Source organism: Rhizobium bangladeshense, assembly GCF_001662075.1.
Taxonomy (GTDB): domain Bacteria; phylum Pseudomonadota; class Alphaproteobacteria; order Rhizobiales; family Rhizobiaceae; genus Rhizobium; species Rhizobium bangladeshense_B.
In genome coordinates this window covers 55,945-71,628 of record NZ_LYPL01000011.1, presented here as the reverse complement: position 1 = coordinate 71,628, position 15,684 = coordinate 55,945, and the positions used below count along the sequence as shown (strand labels likewise).

The 15,684-nt window shown below is 62.2% G+C and carries 13 protein-coding genes and 4 pseudogenes; 9 read left to right on the top strand and 8 right to left on the bottom strand.

From position 1 onward, the window contains the following. Positions 1-71: 71 nt before the first annotated feature. Together A7X77_RS21040 and A7X77_RS21035 are read right to left on the bottom strand one after the other, a co-directional pair. A complete protein-coding gene (locus A7X77_RS21040) occupies positions 72-1,262 on the bottom strand; it encodes an efflux RND transporter periplasmic adaptor subunit (RefSeq protein WP_064684788.1) in 1,191 nt (396 codons plus the stop codon). A gap of 46 nt (positions 1,263-1,308) precedes the next feature. After that, a complete protein-coding gene (locus A7X77_RS21035) occupies positions 1,309-2,124 on the bottom strand; it encodes an alpha/beta hydrolase fold domain-containing protein (protein ID WP_064684939.1) in 816 nt (271 codons plus the stop codon). 164 nt (positions 2,125-2,288) lie between these two features. Here A7X77_RS21035 and A7X77_RS21030 point away from each other — a divergent pair, with 164 nt between their 5' ends. The 5 genes and pseudogenes from A7X77_RS21030 to A7X77_RS21020 all read left to right on the top strand — a co-directional run bounded on the left by A7X77_RS21030 (position 2,289) and on the right by A7X77_RS21020 (position 4,788). After that, a complete protein-coding gene (locus A7X77_RS21030; protein ID WP_064684787.1) occupies positions 2,289-3,200 on the top strand; it encodes a LysR family transcriptional regulator in 912 nt (303 codons plus the stop codon). Positions 3,201-3,471: 271 nt separating this feature from the next. Then, a pseudogene (locus A7X77_RS34440) lies at positions 3,472-3,608 on the top strand (LysR family transcriptional regulator); the annotation flags it as partial. Positions 3,609-3,619: 11 nt separating this feature from the next. Then, positions 3,620-3,763 (top strand): hypothetical protein, encoded by a 144-nt coding sequence (locus tag A7X77_RS34045; RefSeq protein WP_432431347.1) that lies wholly within the window; start codon positions 3,620-3,622, stop codon positions 3,761-3,763. A gap of 43 nt (positions 3,764-3,806) precedes the next feature. Beyond that, entirely contained in the window at positions 3,807-4,121 is a 315-nt protein-coding gene (locus A7X77_RS21025; protein WP_064684786.1) for a hypothetical protein, read from the top strand. Positions 4,122-4,170: 49 nt separating this feature from the next. Next, positions 4,171-4,788: a DNA-3-methyladenine glycosylase gene (locus tag A7X77_RS21020; protein WP_064684785.1), complete on the top strand. Its 618-nt coding sequence runs from the start codon at positions 4,171-4,173 to the stop codon at positions 4,786-4,788. Here the strand turns inward: A7X77_RS21020 and A7X77_RS33145 are convergent. The 3 pseudogenes from A7X77_RS33145 to A7X77_RS21005 form a co-directional block, all read right to left on the bottom strand. Next, a pseudogene (locus A7X77_RS33145) lies at positions 4,789-4,967 on the bottom strand (EmrB/QacA family drug resistance transporter); the annotation flags it as partial. Beyond that, a pseudogene (locus A7X77_RS21010) lies at positions 4,965-5,210 on the bottom strand (HlyD family secretion protein); the annotation flags it as partial. The pseudogenes A7X77_RS21010 and A7X77_RS33145, both read right to left, overlap by 3 nt. Then, positions 5,203-5,618: pseudogene (locus A7X77_RS21005) on the bottom strand (MarR family winged helix-turn-helix transcriptional regulator). The pseudogenes A7X77_RS21005 and A7X77_RS21010, both read right to left, overlap by 8 nt. A gap of 201 nt (positions 5,619-5,819) precedes the next feature. Between A7X77_RS21005 and A7X77_RS21000 the strand changes: the two are divergent. From A7X77_RS21000 to A7X77_RS20990, 3 genes are all read left to right on the top strand, one after another. Beyond that, positions 5,820-7,364 (top strand): cation:proton antiporter, encoded by a 1,545-nt coding sequence (locus A7X77_RS21000; protein WP_064684782.1) that lies wholly within the window; start codon positions 5,820-5,822, stop codon positions 7,362-7,364. Positions 7,365-7,621: 257 nt separating this feature from the next. Beyond that, positions 7,622-8,797 (top strand): efflux RND transporter periplasmic adaptor subunit, encoded by a 1,176-nt coding sequence (locus A7X77_RS20995; RefSeq protein WP_064684781.1) that lies wholly within the window; start codon positions 7,622-7,624, stop codon positions 8,795-8,797. Then, on the top strand, positions 8,794-11,979 hold the full coding sequence (locus A7X77_RS20990) for an efflux RND transporter permease subunit (RefSeq protein WP_064684780.1): 3,186 nt from the start codon (positions 8,794-8,796) through the stop codon (positions 11,977-11,979). The genes A7X77_RS20995 and A7X77_RS20990 overlap by 4 nt, the downstream gene beginning before the upstream one ends. Before the next feature lie 21 nt (positions 11,980-12,000). Here A7X77_RS20990 and A7X77_RS20985 read toward each other — a convergent pair whose 3' ends face one another. Further along, positions 12,001-12,777, bottom strand: a complete 777-nt coding sequence (locus A7X77_RS20985; RefSeq protein ID WP_197486868.1) for a metallophosphoesterase — start codon at positions 12,775-12,777, stop codon at positions 12,001-12,003. 165 nt (positions 12,778-12,942) lie between these two features. Here A7X77_RS20985 and A7X77_RS20980 point away from each other — a divergent pair, with 165 nt between their 5' ends. Further along, positions 12,943-14,061, top strand: coding sequence for a monooxygenase (locus A7X77_RS20980; protein ID WP_064684779.1), 1,119 nt, complete (start codon positions 12,943-12,945; stop codon positions 14,059-14,061). A gap of 54 nt (positions 14,062-14,115) precedes the next feature. Here the strand turns inward: A7X77_RS20980 and A7X77_RS20975 are convergent, their stop codons facing one another. Both A7X77_RS20975 and A7X77_RS20970 read right to left on the bottom strand, forming a co-directional pair. Next, positions 14,116-14,580, bottom strand: a complete 465-nt coding sequence (locus A7X77_RS20975) for an RrF2 family transcriptional regulator (protein ID WP_012485016.1) — start codon at positions 14,578-14,580, stop codon at positions 14,116-14,118. Between the two features lie 219 nt (positions 14,581-14,799). Further along, positions 14,800-15,588: an SDR family NAD(P)-dependent oxidoreductase gene (locus A7X77_RS20970; protein ID WP_064684778.1), complete on the bottom strand. Its 789-nt coding sequence runs from the start codon at positions 15,586-15,588 to the stop codon at positions 14,800-14,802. Between the last annotated feature and the right edge of the window lie 96 nt (positions 15,589-15,684).

Below are 15,684 nucleotides of genomic sequence, written 5' to 3'. Positions count from 1 at the left end.
TCGCCGGCGGGTGAGGCGCCGGCAGGTCAAATTATTTTGGCTATCGGCCTCCCCGCAGGGGAGGCGGAATCTCACTGAGCGGTCGCGATCTTCTCTTCCATCTGCGGTGCGACCACGGCGCCTGGACGGATGCGCTGCAGACCATTGACGACGATTTTCTCGCCGGCATTCAGGCCGCTTTCGACGATCCGCTGCCCGTCGGCGAGAGCGCCGAGCTGAACCTGGCGATAGGCGACCTTGTTCTCGCCGTCGACGACGAAGACGAACTTCTTGTCCTGGTCGGTTCCGACGGCACGGTCGCTGATGACGATCTTGTTCTCTGCCTTCGGCTGGCCCATGCGCACCCGCACGAACTGACCAGGGATCAGGCGGCCGCCCGGATTGTCGAAGACGGCGCGAACCCCGATCGTCCCGCTGGCGGCGTCGACTTCGTTGTCTATCAGCTGCAGCTTGCCTTTGATCGGCGTGCCATCGTCGGTCAGGGTGCCGATTTCGACGGGGATCTGCTCGACTGGAGGCAGGGCGCTTTCGGTCTGCGGCAATTGGGCAAGCGCCCGCGTCACCATCTCTTCGCTGGCGTTGAAGCTTGCGTAGATCGGATCGACCGAAACAAGCGTCGTCAGGGCCGGCGAGGTCGACCCGGCTGCAACGAGGTTGCCGGCCGTCACCTCGATCTTGCCGATACGGCCCGACACCGGAGCCCGAACCTGCGTATAATCGAGATCGAGCTGGGCCGACTGCAATGTGGCCTGCGCCGAACGCAGCCCGGCCTGCGCCTCGGCCAGCGCGCTCTGGCGCTGATCGAGGTCACTCTGGGAGATGGTGCGGTTGTCGGAAAGCCTGCGGCCGCGATCGAGCTCGGTCCGCGCCAGGCTGACCTTGGCTTCGGCCGAAGCCACCTGGCCTTGCGCCTGCGCCACGCTCGCCTGGTAAGGCGCCGGATCTATCGTGAAGAGCAGATCGCCCTGTTTGACCAAGGCGCCTTCGCGGAACGCCACCGAGAGGATGGCGCCGGCGACGCGGGAGCGCACCTGCACGCGGTCGACCGCTTCCAGGCGGCCGGAGAAGCTTTCCCAGGTCGTGACGTCGCGCGCAGCGACGACGGCAACCGTCACCGGCACAGCAGGCGCTTCCGCCGGGGCGGAAGCGGCCGTGGCAGTGGTGCTCATCGGCAACTCGAAAAAAAATGCAGCGCCGGAAACCGACGCAATAAGACCTAAGCCGGCGCCCACCAGGGCCCAGCGCTTGCTTCTGGACGTCATCAGTACTCTCCTTGCGGCCTCAAGCCGCTGAAATATCAGATCTTCTTCAATGCAATTGCGGTTGGACGCTTACGTCCTGAAGGAAACTTCCGAAATGGCGGCTGACGTGCTCCTGCCAGTCGGGCGCTTCCCCGGATTTCCCACCATAAATCGAGGGCCAGCCCGTCCCGGCGGGAAGGACATGCTGGCGGACACCGACACCGGCCGTTTTCAGGCGGGCACCGTAACCAATCGTTTCGTCATGCAGCGGATCATCCTCGGCGGTGAAGATCAGCGCCGGCGCGACGCCTGCAAGACGCGAACAGAGGCAAGGCGCCGCATAAGGGTGGCAACCGCCACCGCTCAGGTAATGACTCCAGCCCTCGGTCCAGCGCTGCCGCATGCCGACGGCTTCCGCCTTACGGATGGAGGACGTGCCCATGAAGGGATCAAGCAGCGGCGAAATCAAAACTTGGCCGTCGAGCGCATCTGGCAACTGGTCGCGCGCCTTCAGCGCCACACCGGCGGCAACATTGCCGCCCGCCTCTTCGCCGGCGACGAAGAGCAGCGACTTGCGGTCGCCGAGACCGGCGGCGCGCTTGTTGGCGAGGTAGGTGAAAACGGAGAAGGAAACTTCCAGCGCCTTCGGAAACAGGTTGCCGGACAGGCTGCTGTAATCGACGGCAGCGACGATGGCACCCGCTTTGGCCAGACTTATCGCCACCGGCCGATCGACATTCGTCTCGCTGTCGAGAAAGGCGCCGCCATGCAGGTAAAGCACGATCGGGGGACCCTTGCCATAATCGGCGCCTTGGTAGATACGCGCGGAAACGGGGCCGATGGCCACCTTATCCAGCATCATATCTTTCCACTCAACCGTCATGCTTCTCATCTCTTTTCGGATCGGTACAAACAGGCAGGCTCCGCCGCTTGCATTTTGCATAAAAAAGATATTGTTATTCAACCTAGGGAATAAGAAGCAATATCGCGATTACACTGTTCCGATTTTCGAATAATGGTGCAACGCAAACTGCGGACTTGAAACCGATGGATCAGCTTTCGGCAATGCGCGTCTTCATCCGTGTGGTGGAGACGGGCAATTTCACCCGCGCCGCCGACATGCTCGCCATGCCCAAGGCGACGGTAACCAATCTTATCCAGGGCCTGGAGGCGCATCTGCGCACCAAGCTTCTGAACCGCACCACGCGCCGGGTGATGGTGACCACGGACGGCGCGCTTTATTACGAACGCGCCGCCCAGCTTATCTCCGAACTGGAGGAACTTGACGGCAGCCTCTCCAACTCGCAGAGCCTGCCGAGCGGGCGGCTGCGCGTCGAAATGAGCGGCGCCTTTGCTGACGCAATCGTCGTCCCGGCCCTATGTGACTTTTATCAGCGCTATCCCGATATCCGCCTGGACCTCGGCGTCAGCGATCGAACGGTGGATTATCTGGTGGAAAACGTCGATTGCGCGTTGCGGGCCGGCACGCCCACCGACCAGTCGCTGATCGCCCGGCGCGTTTCGGAGATGGAACTCATTACCTGTGCTTCGCCAAGTTACATTCAGAAATTCGGTATGCCCGAACGCCCCGAGGATCTGGAGGCCGCACATTACTCCGTCAACTATTTCCGCGCTCAGAACAACCGGACGCTGCCCTTCGAATTTCGCAGGGACAATGAGACGATTGAGACCAACCCGCGCTATATCGCCTCTGTCAACGACAGCCGCACCTATCTGACCGCGGCGCTGACGGGGCTCGGTGTCGCGCAAGTACCAACCTTCATGGCGCGCGAGCCGATGCGGCGGGGCGAACTCGTCCGCGTGCTGCCGGAATGGCGCCGCGATCCGATCCCGCTCTATGTCGTCTATCCGCCGAACCGCCACCTCAGCAACAAGGTCCGCGTCTTCGTCGACTGGCTGGTGAAACTTCTGATCGACGCCAAGCTGAACGACTATTGAGCGGCAAAACAGATACGGCCCGGAAGGAGGGGTACCTTCGACGGGCCGCAATATTTTGAACATCGGGCCTGTCGCGCCGCAGAGCGGGCGCGGCAGGCTCTGGAGGCTCGTAAGAGAGCGTCAGGGAACGCCACTCTCTCGCGATAAAACGGTTATAAACACTCTCCATAAGATTGTAAGAGGGAAAACCCACAAGCGTCGTTCACATAATCGCGATGAGGTCGCCTTCGTCAGATCATGCCGCCATTGGCGGTGTACGCCTTCCAGCGCGACGCGCCATGTCAGCCCGACGCTCGACGGCGAGGCCTATTATCAGCGCTGCCTGTCGATCCTCGCCGACATCGAGGATGCCGAAGGCGCCCTTGCCGGCGCCAGACCGAAGGGCTGCTCTGCGTCGATGTGCACGGAGGCTGGTTCGCGTGCTCGAGGATTTTCCGCTGACCCCGACGCCGGTATCCCTGCTCTACCCCCACCACCGCCAGCTTTCACCGCGCGTGCGCGTCTTCATCGACTGGCTGGTGAAGGTCTTCGCTCGACAAAATCCGGAAAGCGCGCATCATTAAGACGCGCCTTGCTAATGGAAGCGCTGTTTTGTGGGGGTAGGCCATGGCACTCAGCGACATCACTGTCTACCAGACGGAGGACGGCTTCGTCGTCGAATTCGGCGGCGAGGGCGAAGACAGCATTGCCGTAACGCTGCGCAGCAGGCCCGAGCTGACCTCGGAAAACGCCGTCTCGCGCGCCAAGGCCCTGCTTGCGACAGCCATCGAACCCGCCCATGGCGACGGTCCGCGCAGCAAGGATGCCGCCCTGCTCGAAGAAGAACTGGAGGAGGGCCTCGAAGATTCTTTTCCGGCAAGCGACCCTGTTTCGGTCACCATCTCCTCGATCCCGATGCGCGATCCGAATGCGGGCCGGTAACACGCGCTTGTCACGTCAAACGGTTTTGACGTGACGCCAAGCGCCCCGAATGGTATCTGCCCCGGCCATGACAGATGGTGGAATGACAAGGGGCGCGATCGGCGCCGGCACGCTTGCCGGCGAAAGCCTTAAGGCGTTTTTCGAGCGCAATGCGATCACTGTTGCCCGGGCTCTGCTCGGCTGCCATCTCACAGTCGACGGCGTCGGCGGCCGCATCACCGAGACGGAAGCCTATTTCCCCCATGACGAGGCCTCGCACAGCTTCCGCGGCCCGACCAGGCGCAACGGCGCCATGTATGGCCGCCCCGGCAATGTCTACATCTACCGCATTTACGGCATGTACTGGTGCCTGAACTTCGTCTGCCATCCGGGTTCGGCCGTGCTCATTCGGGCGCTTGAGCCGGAAACAGAAATCCCTCTGATGATGCAGCGGCGCGGCACCGACATGCTGACGGCGCTCTGCAGCGGCCCCGGCAAACTCTGCCAGGCACTCGGCATCGATATCGAGATCAACGACCGGCTGCTCGACCGCCCGCCCTATGCGCTGACGCCCTCCGCGCCGGTGCCGATCGTTTCGGGAAAACGCATCGGCATCACCAAAAATGCCGACGCGCCATGGCGCTTCGGCATCCAGGGATCGCGTTATCTCAGCAAACCGTTTCGCTGACTATTCCACGACGGCACTGTGGTCGATGCGGGCGCCGCTTTCGGCTTGCGCAGCAGCAGAACCAGCGGAATGACGGCGAGCGACATCAGCATCAGCAGCTTGAAATCGTCCATATAGGCGATGATCGTCGATTGCAGCGTGATGATCTCGTTGAGCGAAGTGCGCCCGGCTGCCGTCACAATATCGGCCTGGATATAGGCGTTGTCGGTCGACATCACCTGGCCGCCAGGGCGAACAGGATCGGCCGCGTGAGACTGCGCCCGCGGTGGACCTTGTTGCCGCCAGACGCAGCCGCGGCGGCAGCCGGCGCTGAACTGGATGAAGGCGCTTCGGCTACCGTTTCCTGCTGTTTGATTTGGTTTTCGTCAGATGTCTTGGCATTTGGCGTCGGCAACGACGCGGAGGTTGGGTTGATCAGCCATCGTTCATCTCATTCTCTTCAACCGGTGTTCGGCAAGCCTGCACCAGGTTCGTCTTCATTGCGGATAGGACCTGGCAAAGCTGCTCGCGCTGCTCGGCCGAAACGCCTTCCAGCGCCTCGGCGCGGGTTACATGGCCGAGCTCGCGCATTTCGGCGAGCAGCGGATGGGCTTCTTCGCGCATGTAGAGCAGCCAGATGCGCCGGTCGGTCGGGTGTTGCCGGCGTTCGATCAGCCCGCACTCGGCGAGCTTGTCGAGAATGCGCACCAAAGTGATCGGCTCGATTTCAAGATTTCGGCCAGGCCGCTCTGATGAATACCCTCATTGTTCGAGAGATAGGCAAGCGTCTGCCATTGCGACCGGGTCAGCCCAAGGCACTTCGCGCGCTGCTCGAACCGCTTGCGCAGCAGCCGCGCGACATCATGGAGAAGGAAACCGAGTGTGGGTAGCGCTCATGAAACTTCTACCCAAGAACGCAGGCGGCAGATTCAGCAAGGTCGGATGAAATGCCGGAGCTTTGGGCTCGAGCCCGTTTGACAGTGGCCGCGACCCTACGCCGCCCTAATTCCGCGGCAGGAACGTCTCCGCGGGAGGCGCATATTGGGGGTTTGATGGCGTTCTTCGAAAGCATGCTGACCTTGCTGCTGGTGGCGATCGTCTTTCTGCAATTCTCCAGGAAGTTTCGGATCCCCTATCCGACAATGCTGTCGATTGCCGGCGCCATCGTCGCGGCTGTGCCCTGGGCCCCCGAGGTTGCAATCGATTCCGACCTTGCATTGGCCCTGCTGGTCGCGCCCGTGCTCTTCGACGCCGCTTATGATCTGCCGCCGAGGACATTGAGGCGCAACTGGCTACCGCTCTTCTCGCTCGCCGCGATCGCCGTGATCCTGACAGCGGCAGCCGTCGCCGTCGTCGGGGTGACAATGGCCGGCCTGCCGCTGGCCGCGGCCGTCGCGCTCGGCGCCATCGTCGCGCCGCCGGATGCCGCCGCCGCCACCGCCATGCTCGATCGCTTCGCCCTGCCGCGCCAGACCTATGTCGTCCTGAAGGGCGAGAGCCTTTTGAACGATGCCGTCGCGCTTCTGATCTTCAGCGCTGCGGTTTCGGCCGCGGCCAGTCCGGCCTTCTTTTCCGGCGCTCTGGCGGAACTGGCTCTCGCCGTCCCCGGCGGCCTCGCCTTCGGCTATCTCATGGGCCGTCTCTACATGGTCGTCGGCCTGAGGCTCGCCGGCACGCTCGGCGGCACGCTGCTCGAATTCGTCGCCACCTTCGGCACGTGGATCATCGCCGAGCGGCTGCATCTTTCGGCGATTCTGGCCATCGTCGTCTACGCGATGGTGATTGCCCGCTACATGCCGGAACGGCAGACGGCCCGCCACCGCATCCACTCCTATTCTGTGTGGGAGGCTGCGGTCTTCCTGCTCAATGTGCTCGCTTTTCTGCTGATGGGCCTGCAGGCCCGCCAGATCGTCCTCGACCTCGATCCCGGCCGACTGAGTTTCGCGATCGGCTTCGCCGCCGCGGTCTTCGGCACCGTCGTCATCGTCCGTCTCGCCTGGGTGCTCTTCTACAACCGGGCGATCAAATTTCTCGCAGCGCGCAGACGCACCGCACAGGCCGCGCCGACGTTTGCGGCCAGCCTGCTTGCCGGCTGGTGCGGCATGCGCGGCCTCGTCACCCTTGCGACCGCGCTCGCCCTGCCGATCGATTTTCCCGATCGCGACATCATCCTGCTCAGCGCGCTCGCGGTCGTCCTCGGCACGCTCATCGTCCAGGGACTGACGCTCGGACCACTGATCCGTTTTCTGAAATTCGATCCGGACACGTCCCTGGAGCGCGATCTCGCCAGAGCCCGCGTGGCGTTGATCGATGCAGCGCTGGCCGAGCTTACAGGCGGCGAGGACGATTCCACCCGCATCCTGCGCGACGTCTACACCTCGGAGCGTAAGATCGCCGCGGACGGGAAACATCCACGCGAGGTCAGCAGGCTCGATAAACAGCGCCGCAACGTCATCGTCGCAAAACGCGCCAAGCTTGCGGCGATGCGTCGCGCCGGCGAGATCGACGACGATGTCTTTCACATGCTTGAACAGGAGCTTGACTGGGCCGAACTCGGCGCGCTTCCGCCCGGCAGGGACGAGATCGTCGAGAGCTGAGGCCTTCCGCGCAGTCTCGATGGATTCAGGAACCGCCGCCAATTGGCATTTGCAATTTTTCGCCGCTGCCGTTTATAGTCCAATTCCATAGGGTTACGATTTTTCTGATCTGCATTGCCTGCCGGCCTTCCAAGGTCTTGGACGCCGGAGAATTCAAGGGGGCGGACGCCTCCGATCACGCAGCAAGACATGAACGACATCACTTCATCTTAGGTTTGGCGGCAGCAAAAAGCGGGCGCCGAGATTGGAGGACCGGTATGACTTACGCGCTTCGACAGATCGCGGTGTTTGGCTGCATGGCGGCGTTGATGCCTCTGGCCGCGCTGGCCCAGAACGCGCCGCCGCCCCCGCCCGTCACCGTTGCCAAGCCGGTCGTTCGCGACGTCGTCGACAGCGACGAGTTCATCGGTCGCTTCGAACCGGTCGACGAAGTCTCCGTTCGCTCGCGCGTTGGCGGTTACCTGCAGGAAATCCATTTCCAGGACGGCGCGCTGGTCAAGCAGGGCGATCTGCTCTTCGTCATCGACCAGAGACCCTTCATAACGGCCCTCAACCAGGCAAAGGCGACGCTTGAGGCCTCACAATCCACCCTGGTCTTTGCCGACGCGCAGTACAAGCGCGCCCAGTCGCTTGCCTCGAGCGGCAGTCAGTCGGCGCAGACGCTGGATGATCGCCGCCGCGAATTCGATTCAGCCGAGGCCAATGTCCGCGGTGCGCAGGCCGCAGCCGATCGTGCGTCGCTCGACATGGAATATACGGAAATCAAGGCGCCGCTCAGCGGCCGTATCGACCGCCGGCTGATCTCGGCCGGCAATCTGGTGCAGACCGACCAGACCGTGCTCACAACGATCGTTTCTCTCGACCCGATCGATTTCTATTTCGACGTCGACGAGCGCCGCCTGCTGAATTTTGCCGACACGGCCCGTAAATTGGGCAAGGATCTCCAGCAGGGTGGCGGCGGACTGGATGTGTCAGTCACAATCTCGGATCCCAATGCCAAACCGTTCAAGGGAAAGCTCGATTTCGCCGAGAACCGGGTCGACAACCAGAGTGGCACCATTCGTCTGCGGGCTCGTTTCCCCAACCCTGACCTTGTCCTGCAGCCTGGCCTCTTCGGCCGCATACAGGTCGAAGCCTCCAACACCTATCAGGCCATTCTTGTCCCCGATGAGGCAATCGGCTCGGATCAGAACGAGCGCGTCGTCTATGTCGTCGGCGACGACGGCACGGTTTCGAGCAAGCCCGTCAGGCCTGGACCGCGGCTCTACGGCTACCGGGTGATACGCGAGGGTCTCGACGGCACCGAGACGATCATCGTCAACGGCGTGATCCGCGCCCGTCCCGGCTCGAAGATCACGCCTCAGATGACCGAACTGCCGAAGGAGCGGCAGGACACGGCGCCCGAAACCGCCGGCGCGGAGAGCGGACAATGAGATTCGCTCATTTTTTCGTGGACCGGCCGATCTTTGCGGCGGTGATTTCGATCGTCCTTCTCGTCGTCGGCGGCATCGCCTATACCCAGCTGCCGGTCTCGCAATATCCGGAGATCGCGCCGCCGACCATCGTCGTGCGCACCTCCTATCCGGGCGCTGATCCGCAGACCATCGCCGATACGGTTTCGACGCCGCTCGAGCAGCAGATCAACGGCGTCGAAGACATGCTCTACATGTCTTCCTATTCGAGTGCCGACGGCGCCATGTCGCTGACGATCACCTTCAAGCTCGGCACCGACCTCGACAAGGTCCAGGTGCTTGTCCAGAACCGCGTCTCCATCGCCCTCCCCCGCCTTCCCGAGGAAGTCCAGCGGCTCGGCGTGACAACCGACAAAAGCTCGCCGGATCTGATGATGGTCGTGCACCTGCTGTCGCCGACGCACCGTTATGACCAGCTTTACGTCTCCAACTACGCCCGCAACCGCATCCGCGACGTTCTCGTTCGCCTCGATGGCGTCGGCGACGTGCAGCTGTTCGGCGAACGCCAGTATTCGATGCGAGTCTGGCTGGACCCGGAAAAGCTCTCTGCCTACGGCATGACATCCGATGACGTCGTCGCCGCCCTCAGAGACCAGAACGTCCAGGTGTCGGGCGGCAAGATCGGCGCGCCGCCGGTCACCGGCAGGAACGCGTTCGAATATACCGTGCGGACGGACGGCCGCTTCTCCGACGTGCGCGAGTTCCGCTATGTCATTGTCAAATCGACGGATAGCGGCCGGCTCGTGCAGTTGCAGGACGTCGCCCGCATCGAGCTCGGCGCGCAGGACTACGTCACCAACAGCTATCTCAACAACGATCCCGCGGTCGCACTCGGCATCTTCGCCCGGCCGGGGACCAATGCCCTCGACACCGCCCATCAGGTCCAGACGATCATGAAGGACTTGTCACAGAATTTCCCCCAAGGGCTGGAATATCGCATCGTCTACGACACCACCGAATTCATCTCGGATTCGATCTCCGAAGTGTATCGAACCATCGTCGAGGCGGCGATCCTGGTGGCAATCGTCGTTCTCGTCTTCCTGCAATCCTGGCGCACTGCGATCATTCCGATCATTGCCATCCCCGTCTCGCTGATCGGCACCTTCGCCGTTCTCTTGGCCTTCGGCTTCTCGCTCAACATGCTCACACTGTTCGGCCTGGTGCTGGCGATCGGCATCGTCGTCGACGACGCGATCGTGGTAGTGGAAAATGTCGAGCGCAATCTCGCCCGCGGCATGACGCCGAAACAGGCCTCGCACGTCACGATGGACGAAGTCGGAACCGCCGTCATCGCCATCTCGCTGGTCTTGATCGCCGTCTTCGTGCCGACAGCCTTCATTCCGGGCATTTCGGGACAGTTCTACCGGCAGTTCGCGGTCACCATCGCCGTCACCACCGCGATATCAGCCTTGAACTCGCTGACGCTTTCGCCCGCCCTCGCAGGCATATTGCTCAAACCTCATGACCATGAAACCAGACGCACCAATGTGGCCACACGCCTGGGACGCGGCCTTGCCGATGGCTTCAACCGTGGATTCGACCGGATGAGTTCCGGCTATTCATGGACCGTTCGGCACCTGGTCAGCAGCTGGGTCGGCTTGAGCGCGGCAATGCTCGCCTTCGTTTGCCTGCTGGGGGCAACCTGGTACATGGGCACGCGCGTTCCCTCGGGTTTCATCCCGACCATGGACCAAGGCTACGCGATCATCGTCATACAGCTTCCTGACGGCGCCTCGCTCGCGCGTACCGACGCCGTCGTCAAACAGGTGGGCGATATCGCCCGCACCGTGCCCGGTGTCGGCAATGCCGTGCAGTTTGCAGGCTTCAGCGGGGCGACATTCACCAATGCCTCGAATGCCGGCGTCGTCTTCGTCCCGTTCAAATCCTTCGCCGAACGCGAAGAAGGCGGCGACAACGCCAACAAGATCATCGGCGAGCTTTTCGGCAAGCTGCAAAGCATCCAGGAAGCCTTCATCATCGCCATACCGCCGCCGTCCGTGCGGGGTGTCGGCAATTCCGGCGGCTTCAAAATGCAGATTTCCGATCTTGAAAACGCGGATATGACGCGGGTGCTCGCCCTCGCCCGCCAGATGATGGGTGCGGCAGCGACGACGGAGGGGTTGACCGGCGTCTTTACGACATTCTCCGATGCAAGCCCGCAATATTTCCTGGCGATCGACCGCGACAAGGCACGCTTCCTGAATGTGCCGATCCCCAATATCTTCAATGCGCTTTCCATCAATCTCGGCGTCGCCTATGTCAACGATTTCAACGCGTTCGGCCGCGTCTACCAGGTTCGCGCCCAGGCCGACCGGCAGTACCGCATGGATAGGGAAGATATCCTCGCCCTGAAGGTTCGATCGGCGACCGGCGCGCTGGTTCCGCTTGGAACCTTGATGGATATCCAGGATGCCAGCGGCCCGGCGCTCGTCCAACGCTACAATATGTATGTCTCGGTGCCTCTTCAGGGCAATCCGACGCCCGGCACGTCGACGGGCGACGCCATCGCGAAGATGGAAGCGCTGGCGGCGAAGATCCTGCCGCAGGGAACGACCTTCGAATGGACGGAACTCGCCTATCAGGAGACCCATACCGGCAACACCGCCGTCTACATCTTCGCCCTGTCGGTGATCTTCGTCTTCCTGGCGCTGGCGGCGCAATATGAAAGCTGGGTTCTGCCGCTGGCGATCATCCTCATCGTGCCGCTGGCGGTTCTGGCGGCGCTGATCGGGGTTTCGCTCCGCGGCATGGACAACAATGTCCTGACGCAGATCGGCCTGATCGTGCTGATCGGCCTTGCAGCCAAGAACGCCATTCTGATCGTCGAGTTCGCGAGACAAGCGGAAGAAGAAGGCAAATCGCCGGTCGACGCGGCGATCGAGGCCAGCCATCTTCGCCTGCGCCCGATCCTGATGACGGCTTTCGCCTTCATCTTCGGCGTGCTGCCGCTTGCCATTGCCACCGGCCCCGGCGCCGAAATGCGCCAGTCACTCGGCACTGCCGTCTTCTCAGGCATGCTCGGCGTGACGATCTTCGGCCTGTTCCTGACGCCGGTTTTTTACGTCGTGCTGCGCGGCCGGCGTCGCAACCGCTCAGCTGAAAGGCCGGTCGAAGCGGTCCCGACCGAAAGGGAGACGGTTTGATCACTCCAGTGACAATGCCTGTCAGGTGGAAAACAGATGCACTTGGCCCTGCCACAGACGGGCGACGGTCAGCCTGCCGCTGCGATAGGCGCGCGTATCGAGATTGAGCCGCCTCGCGCGAACCTCCGGCTCGTCGTTCGGCGTATGACCATGGACGACGAGTTTCGGCAAAGGGATCCTGCTTTCGAGAAATCGGTGGCGGATGAGCACCAGATCCTCGTCGGTTTGCGCCGCGATTGGCCGCGCCGGATCGATGCCGGCATGGACGAACAATACGCTCGGCGTGTCCAGCATGATCGGCATCGCCCGCATGAAATCTATATGCGTATGCGGCAGCGAATGACGGAGGAAGGCGTCGAGCTGTGCGCCGGAGGGGAAAACCAGCGGCAGGTGTTCCGGATCGAGCCCATAGGATTTCAGCGAGTGCGCCGATCCCATCCGCATCCAGTCGTCATAGGAAAGCCAGCCGTCGATATAATCGAGCATGGCGATCTCGTGGTTGCCGGCAAGGCAGATCCGATCGAAATCTTCCGGCGGCGGCTCCATGAGGTGGGCGATGACCTGCGCCGATTCCGGGCCGCGGTCGATATAGTCGCCGAGCGTCACGATCAGCTTGCGCCCGGGCAGCCGTGCCGCATCGCGCAGGATAGCCTGTTCGGCCTTCACGAGCAGATCGCACCGGCCGTGAATGTCGCCGATGGCATAGGTTGGAATATCAGCGATATCCAGCGCCGGACGCGGTCTCGGCTCGCGTGCCATTTTCGAAACCTCGCTGCGGCGAGCAAGAGAGTCGCTCATCATGTTTCTCAATCAAGGAAGCCCCGGTTAACCATAAGTAGCGTCGAGGGCAAGGCGATCAAGCTGGTTAGAAAATTCGAAGCATCGGTTTTTTCTAGAAAATCCGTTCTTATCATCCGGAGCGAAATCCCTCACTCCTGTTATCCGTCGAGGAAAGAGTGATCGATGGGAACCGTATCGCAGTTTCGTGACCGCGTAAGACCGCCAGCGCAGCGCATCGAGAGCGAAGAGGCGGCCATATCCACGGCCCGTGACCTCGCCACCGCCTTCCGACGCGAGGCGAGCGAACGCGATATCAACCGCATTCTGCCGTTTGCCGAGCTCGACGCGCTGTCGATATCGGGGCTGACCGCAATCACTGTTCCGCCCGACCATGAAGGGCTCGACGTGCCGAATGCCCTGCTTGCCGAAATCGTTGCAATAATCGCCGAGGCCGATGCCTCGATCGGCGAGACTCTGGAAAATCATTTTTCCGCGCTGGAAACACTCCGCGTTCAGGCCGGAGAGGAGCTTAAGGCCTCGCTGTTTGCCCGTGCGCTGCTCGGCGACCGCTTCGCGTCCGCCACTTTCGCCGAGGGATGCGAGGTAACGGACGAAGGCCCGGGCTATCGCCTCAGCGGCCGCACTCGGCAGGCCGCCGGTATCCTCTATGCCGACTGGATCGCCGCCGCCCTCACACTTCCTCCCGACCGCCCGGCGACTCTCTACCTCACAGGCAACGATGAAGACCTGCAGGTGGTCGATGATTGGGACGGCTTCGGCCAGCGCACCAATGGAGCGGCAACGACGATCGCCGGCGCACTCCATGTCAATACCGCTGCTATCGCGCCGGCGTCTTCGCTTGGATATTCGACCGGCATGTCGCTCCGCCTGCTGCTCAAGGCCGGGGTAAGCCTCGGTATCGCGCGAGCCGCGTGGGCCGACCTGATGACAGCGATCGGCGATCGCGCCGCCGTCCTCTCTCACCTCGGCAAACACGCCGTCGGCATCGAAGCGGCGGCAGCGGCCTTGGAGCGGGCTGGCCGAAAACTCGACTTTGCCCAGGTCAATCCCGTGGAGGCGGCGATGGCGGACGCGCATTTTTCCGCTTCGGCGGCCGCGATCACAGCCGGCGAAACGGCGCTCGCCGCCGCCAATGCGCTGTTCGAACACGCAGGGCAGGCATCGGCCGGCATCGGGCTCAATCTCGACCGCCATTGGCGCAATGCTCGCATTCACGCGCTTTCGCTGCCACGGGATAGGCTGCTGGCCAGCGCAGGCGAGTATATGTCGAAGCAGGCCTGAATGACTGCCACAAGGCATCGTCGTTGTGCGGGACGATGTGGAAACGAAGAGATCTCAGCTGGCGGCAGAGATCGGAAAGTCTTCCGTGGCGCCCTCGACATGGCCGCCGGCCGCAACGAATTGTTCGAGGGTCATATTGTCGAGGATGGCGGCGATCGCGTCCCGAACATCGGTCATCGAACGGCGCACCTGACAGGTTTCCGGATCGGCGCAATCGTCGCAGGCCTCATAGGCCGTGCGGCTGGCGCAGCGGATCGGCGCTAAGGGCCCGTCAAGCGTGCGGATGACATGACCGATGCGGATTTCGGAAGCCGGCCGCGACAGGGAATAGCCGCCGCCGGGTCCCTTCTTCGAACGCAGGATGCCGACATTGCGCAGCTCCAGCAGGATCGTATCGAGAAACTTCTTCGGGATATTGTTGCGGGCGGCGACGTCGTTGATGAAGGCAGTCTCGCCAGGCGGCAACCGTGCCAGGTCGACCAATGCCTTCAAGCCGTACTTTCCCTTTTTCGTCAGCATTGTCTTTGTCCTGTCGAAAACGCAATATTTATCCCGCCAATAGCAGGCAAATAGCGTCGAAAGCGTGAAGATACAACAAAATAGCTATTATTTATAGCTTATCTCCACAACGTCCGCAGTGGCAGGACTCAGATCTTAAGCCGAACGGCCTAAGATCATCCGGTTTTCGCGGGTAAAGTCGAGAGAACCTGTCCGCGGCGCTGCTCGCGGCAGCTTCAATCAGATCGTCTTCAACATGCCGCCGTCAACGAAATAGGTGGAGCCGATGCAATAGCTCGCACGCGCCGAGCTCAGGAAGACGAAGACATTCGCCAGCTCCTCCGGCGTGCCGAAGCGTTTGGAGGCGGCGTGCTCATTGGCGACGCTCTGCAGATACCCTTCCCAGTTTCCGCCGGTTTCGGCCGTCAGCTGCTTGGCGGTCTTGATCCAGTCGGGCGTCAGGATCAGGCCGGCATTGATGCAGTTGACGCGGATATTGTCCTCGATGAGCTCGGTCGAGAGCGTCTTCGAAAACATCATCAGCGCCGATTTGCTGACATTGTAGATCGGCTCGTACCAGAGCGGCTGAACGGCGCAGATCGAGGCATTGTGCAGGATGACCCCACCGCCGCGTCTCTTCATCTGCGGCGCGATGCCGCGCGCAAGCCGCACGGCGGCCATCACATGCAGGTCCCAATAGGCCTGCCATTTCTCGTCCGGCGCCTCCATCACCGTCTCGTTCGATCCGGTTCCGGCATTGTTGATGAGGATATCGGCGCCGCCCTTTTCGGCAGCCGCCGCAATGATCGCCTCCGTTCCCGCTACCGTCGCGACGTCGGCGACAACGGCGGTGGCGCTGACGCCGTATTTCTCGGCAATACGGGCGGCCTCCGCCTCGAGCCGCTCACTGCCGCGGGCTGCCAGCACGAGGTCGGTGCCCTCAGCTGCCAGCCCCTCGGCGATCGCCAGCCCGATGCCGACCGATGCGCCGGTTATGACGGCGATCTTTCCCCTCAATCCCAGATCCATATCTTCCTCCTGCAGCGCCGGCGAGCCCGGCTCGATCTAGCGAGTGTTCCGCCAATGAATCCGGGCGTCAAGCCTTGCGGCAGGCTCAGATCTCGC

Excerpts from the sequence above, each read along its gene's own strand:
- A7X77_RS21040 (WP_064684788.1), bottom strand. The coding sequence starts at position 1,262 with ATGACGTCCAGAAGCAAGCGCTGGGCCCTGGTGGGCGCCGGCTTAGGT.
- A7X77_RS21035 (WP_064684939.1), bottom strand. The coding sequence starts at position 2,124 with ATGACGGTTGAGTGGAAAGATATGATGCTGGATAAGGTGGCCATCGGC.
- A7X77_RS21030 (WP_064684787.1), top strand. The coding sequence starts at position 2,289 with ATGGATCAGCTTTCGGCAATGCGCGTCTTCATCCGTGTGGTGGAGACG.
- A7X77_RS21025 (WP_064684786.1), top strand. The coding sequence starts at position 3,807 with ATGGCACTCAGCGACATCACTGTCTACCAGACGGAGGACGGCTTCGTC.
- A7X77_RS21020 (WP_064684785.1), top strand. The coding sequence starts at position 4,171 with ATGGTATCTGCCCCGGCCATGACAGATGGTGGAATGACAAGGGGCGCG.
- A7X77_RS21000 (WP_064684782.1), top strand. The coding sequence starts at position 5,820 with ATGGCGTTCTTCGAAAGCATGCTGACCTTGCTGCTGGTGGCGATCGTC.
- A7X77_RS20995 (WP_064684781.1), top strand. The coding sequence starts at position 7,622 with ATGACTTACGCGCTTCGACAGATCGCGGTGTTTGGCTGCATGGCGGCG.
- A7X77_RS20990 (WP_064684780.1), top strand. The coding sequence starts at position 8,794 with ATGAGATTCGCTCATTTTTTCGTGGACCGGCCGATCTTTGCGGCGGTG.
- A7X77_RS20985 (WP_197486868.1), bottom strand. The coding sequence starts at position 12,777 with ATGAGCGACTCTCTTGCTCGCCGCAGCGAGGTTTCGAAAATGGCACGC.
- A7X77_RS20980 (WP_064684779.1), top strand. The coding sequence starts at position 12,943 with ATGGGAACCGTATCGCAGTTTCGTGACCGCGTAAGACCGCCAGCGCAG.
- A7X77_RS20975 (WP_012485016.1), bottom strand. The coding sequence starts at position 14,580 with ATGCTGACGAAAAAGGGAAAGTACGGCTTGAAGGCATTGGTCGACCTG.
- A7X77_RS20970 (WP_064684778.1), bottom strand. The coding sequence starts at position 15,588 with ATGGATCTGGGATTGAGGGGAAAGATCGCCGTCATAACCGGCGCATCG.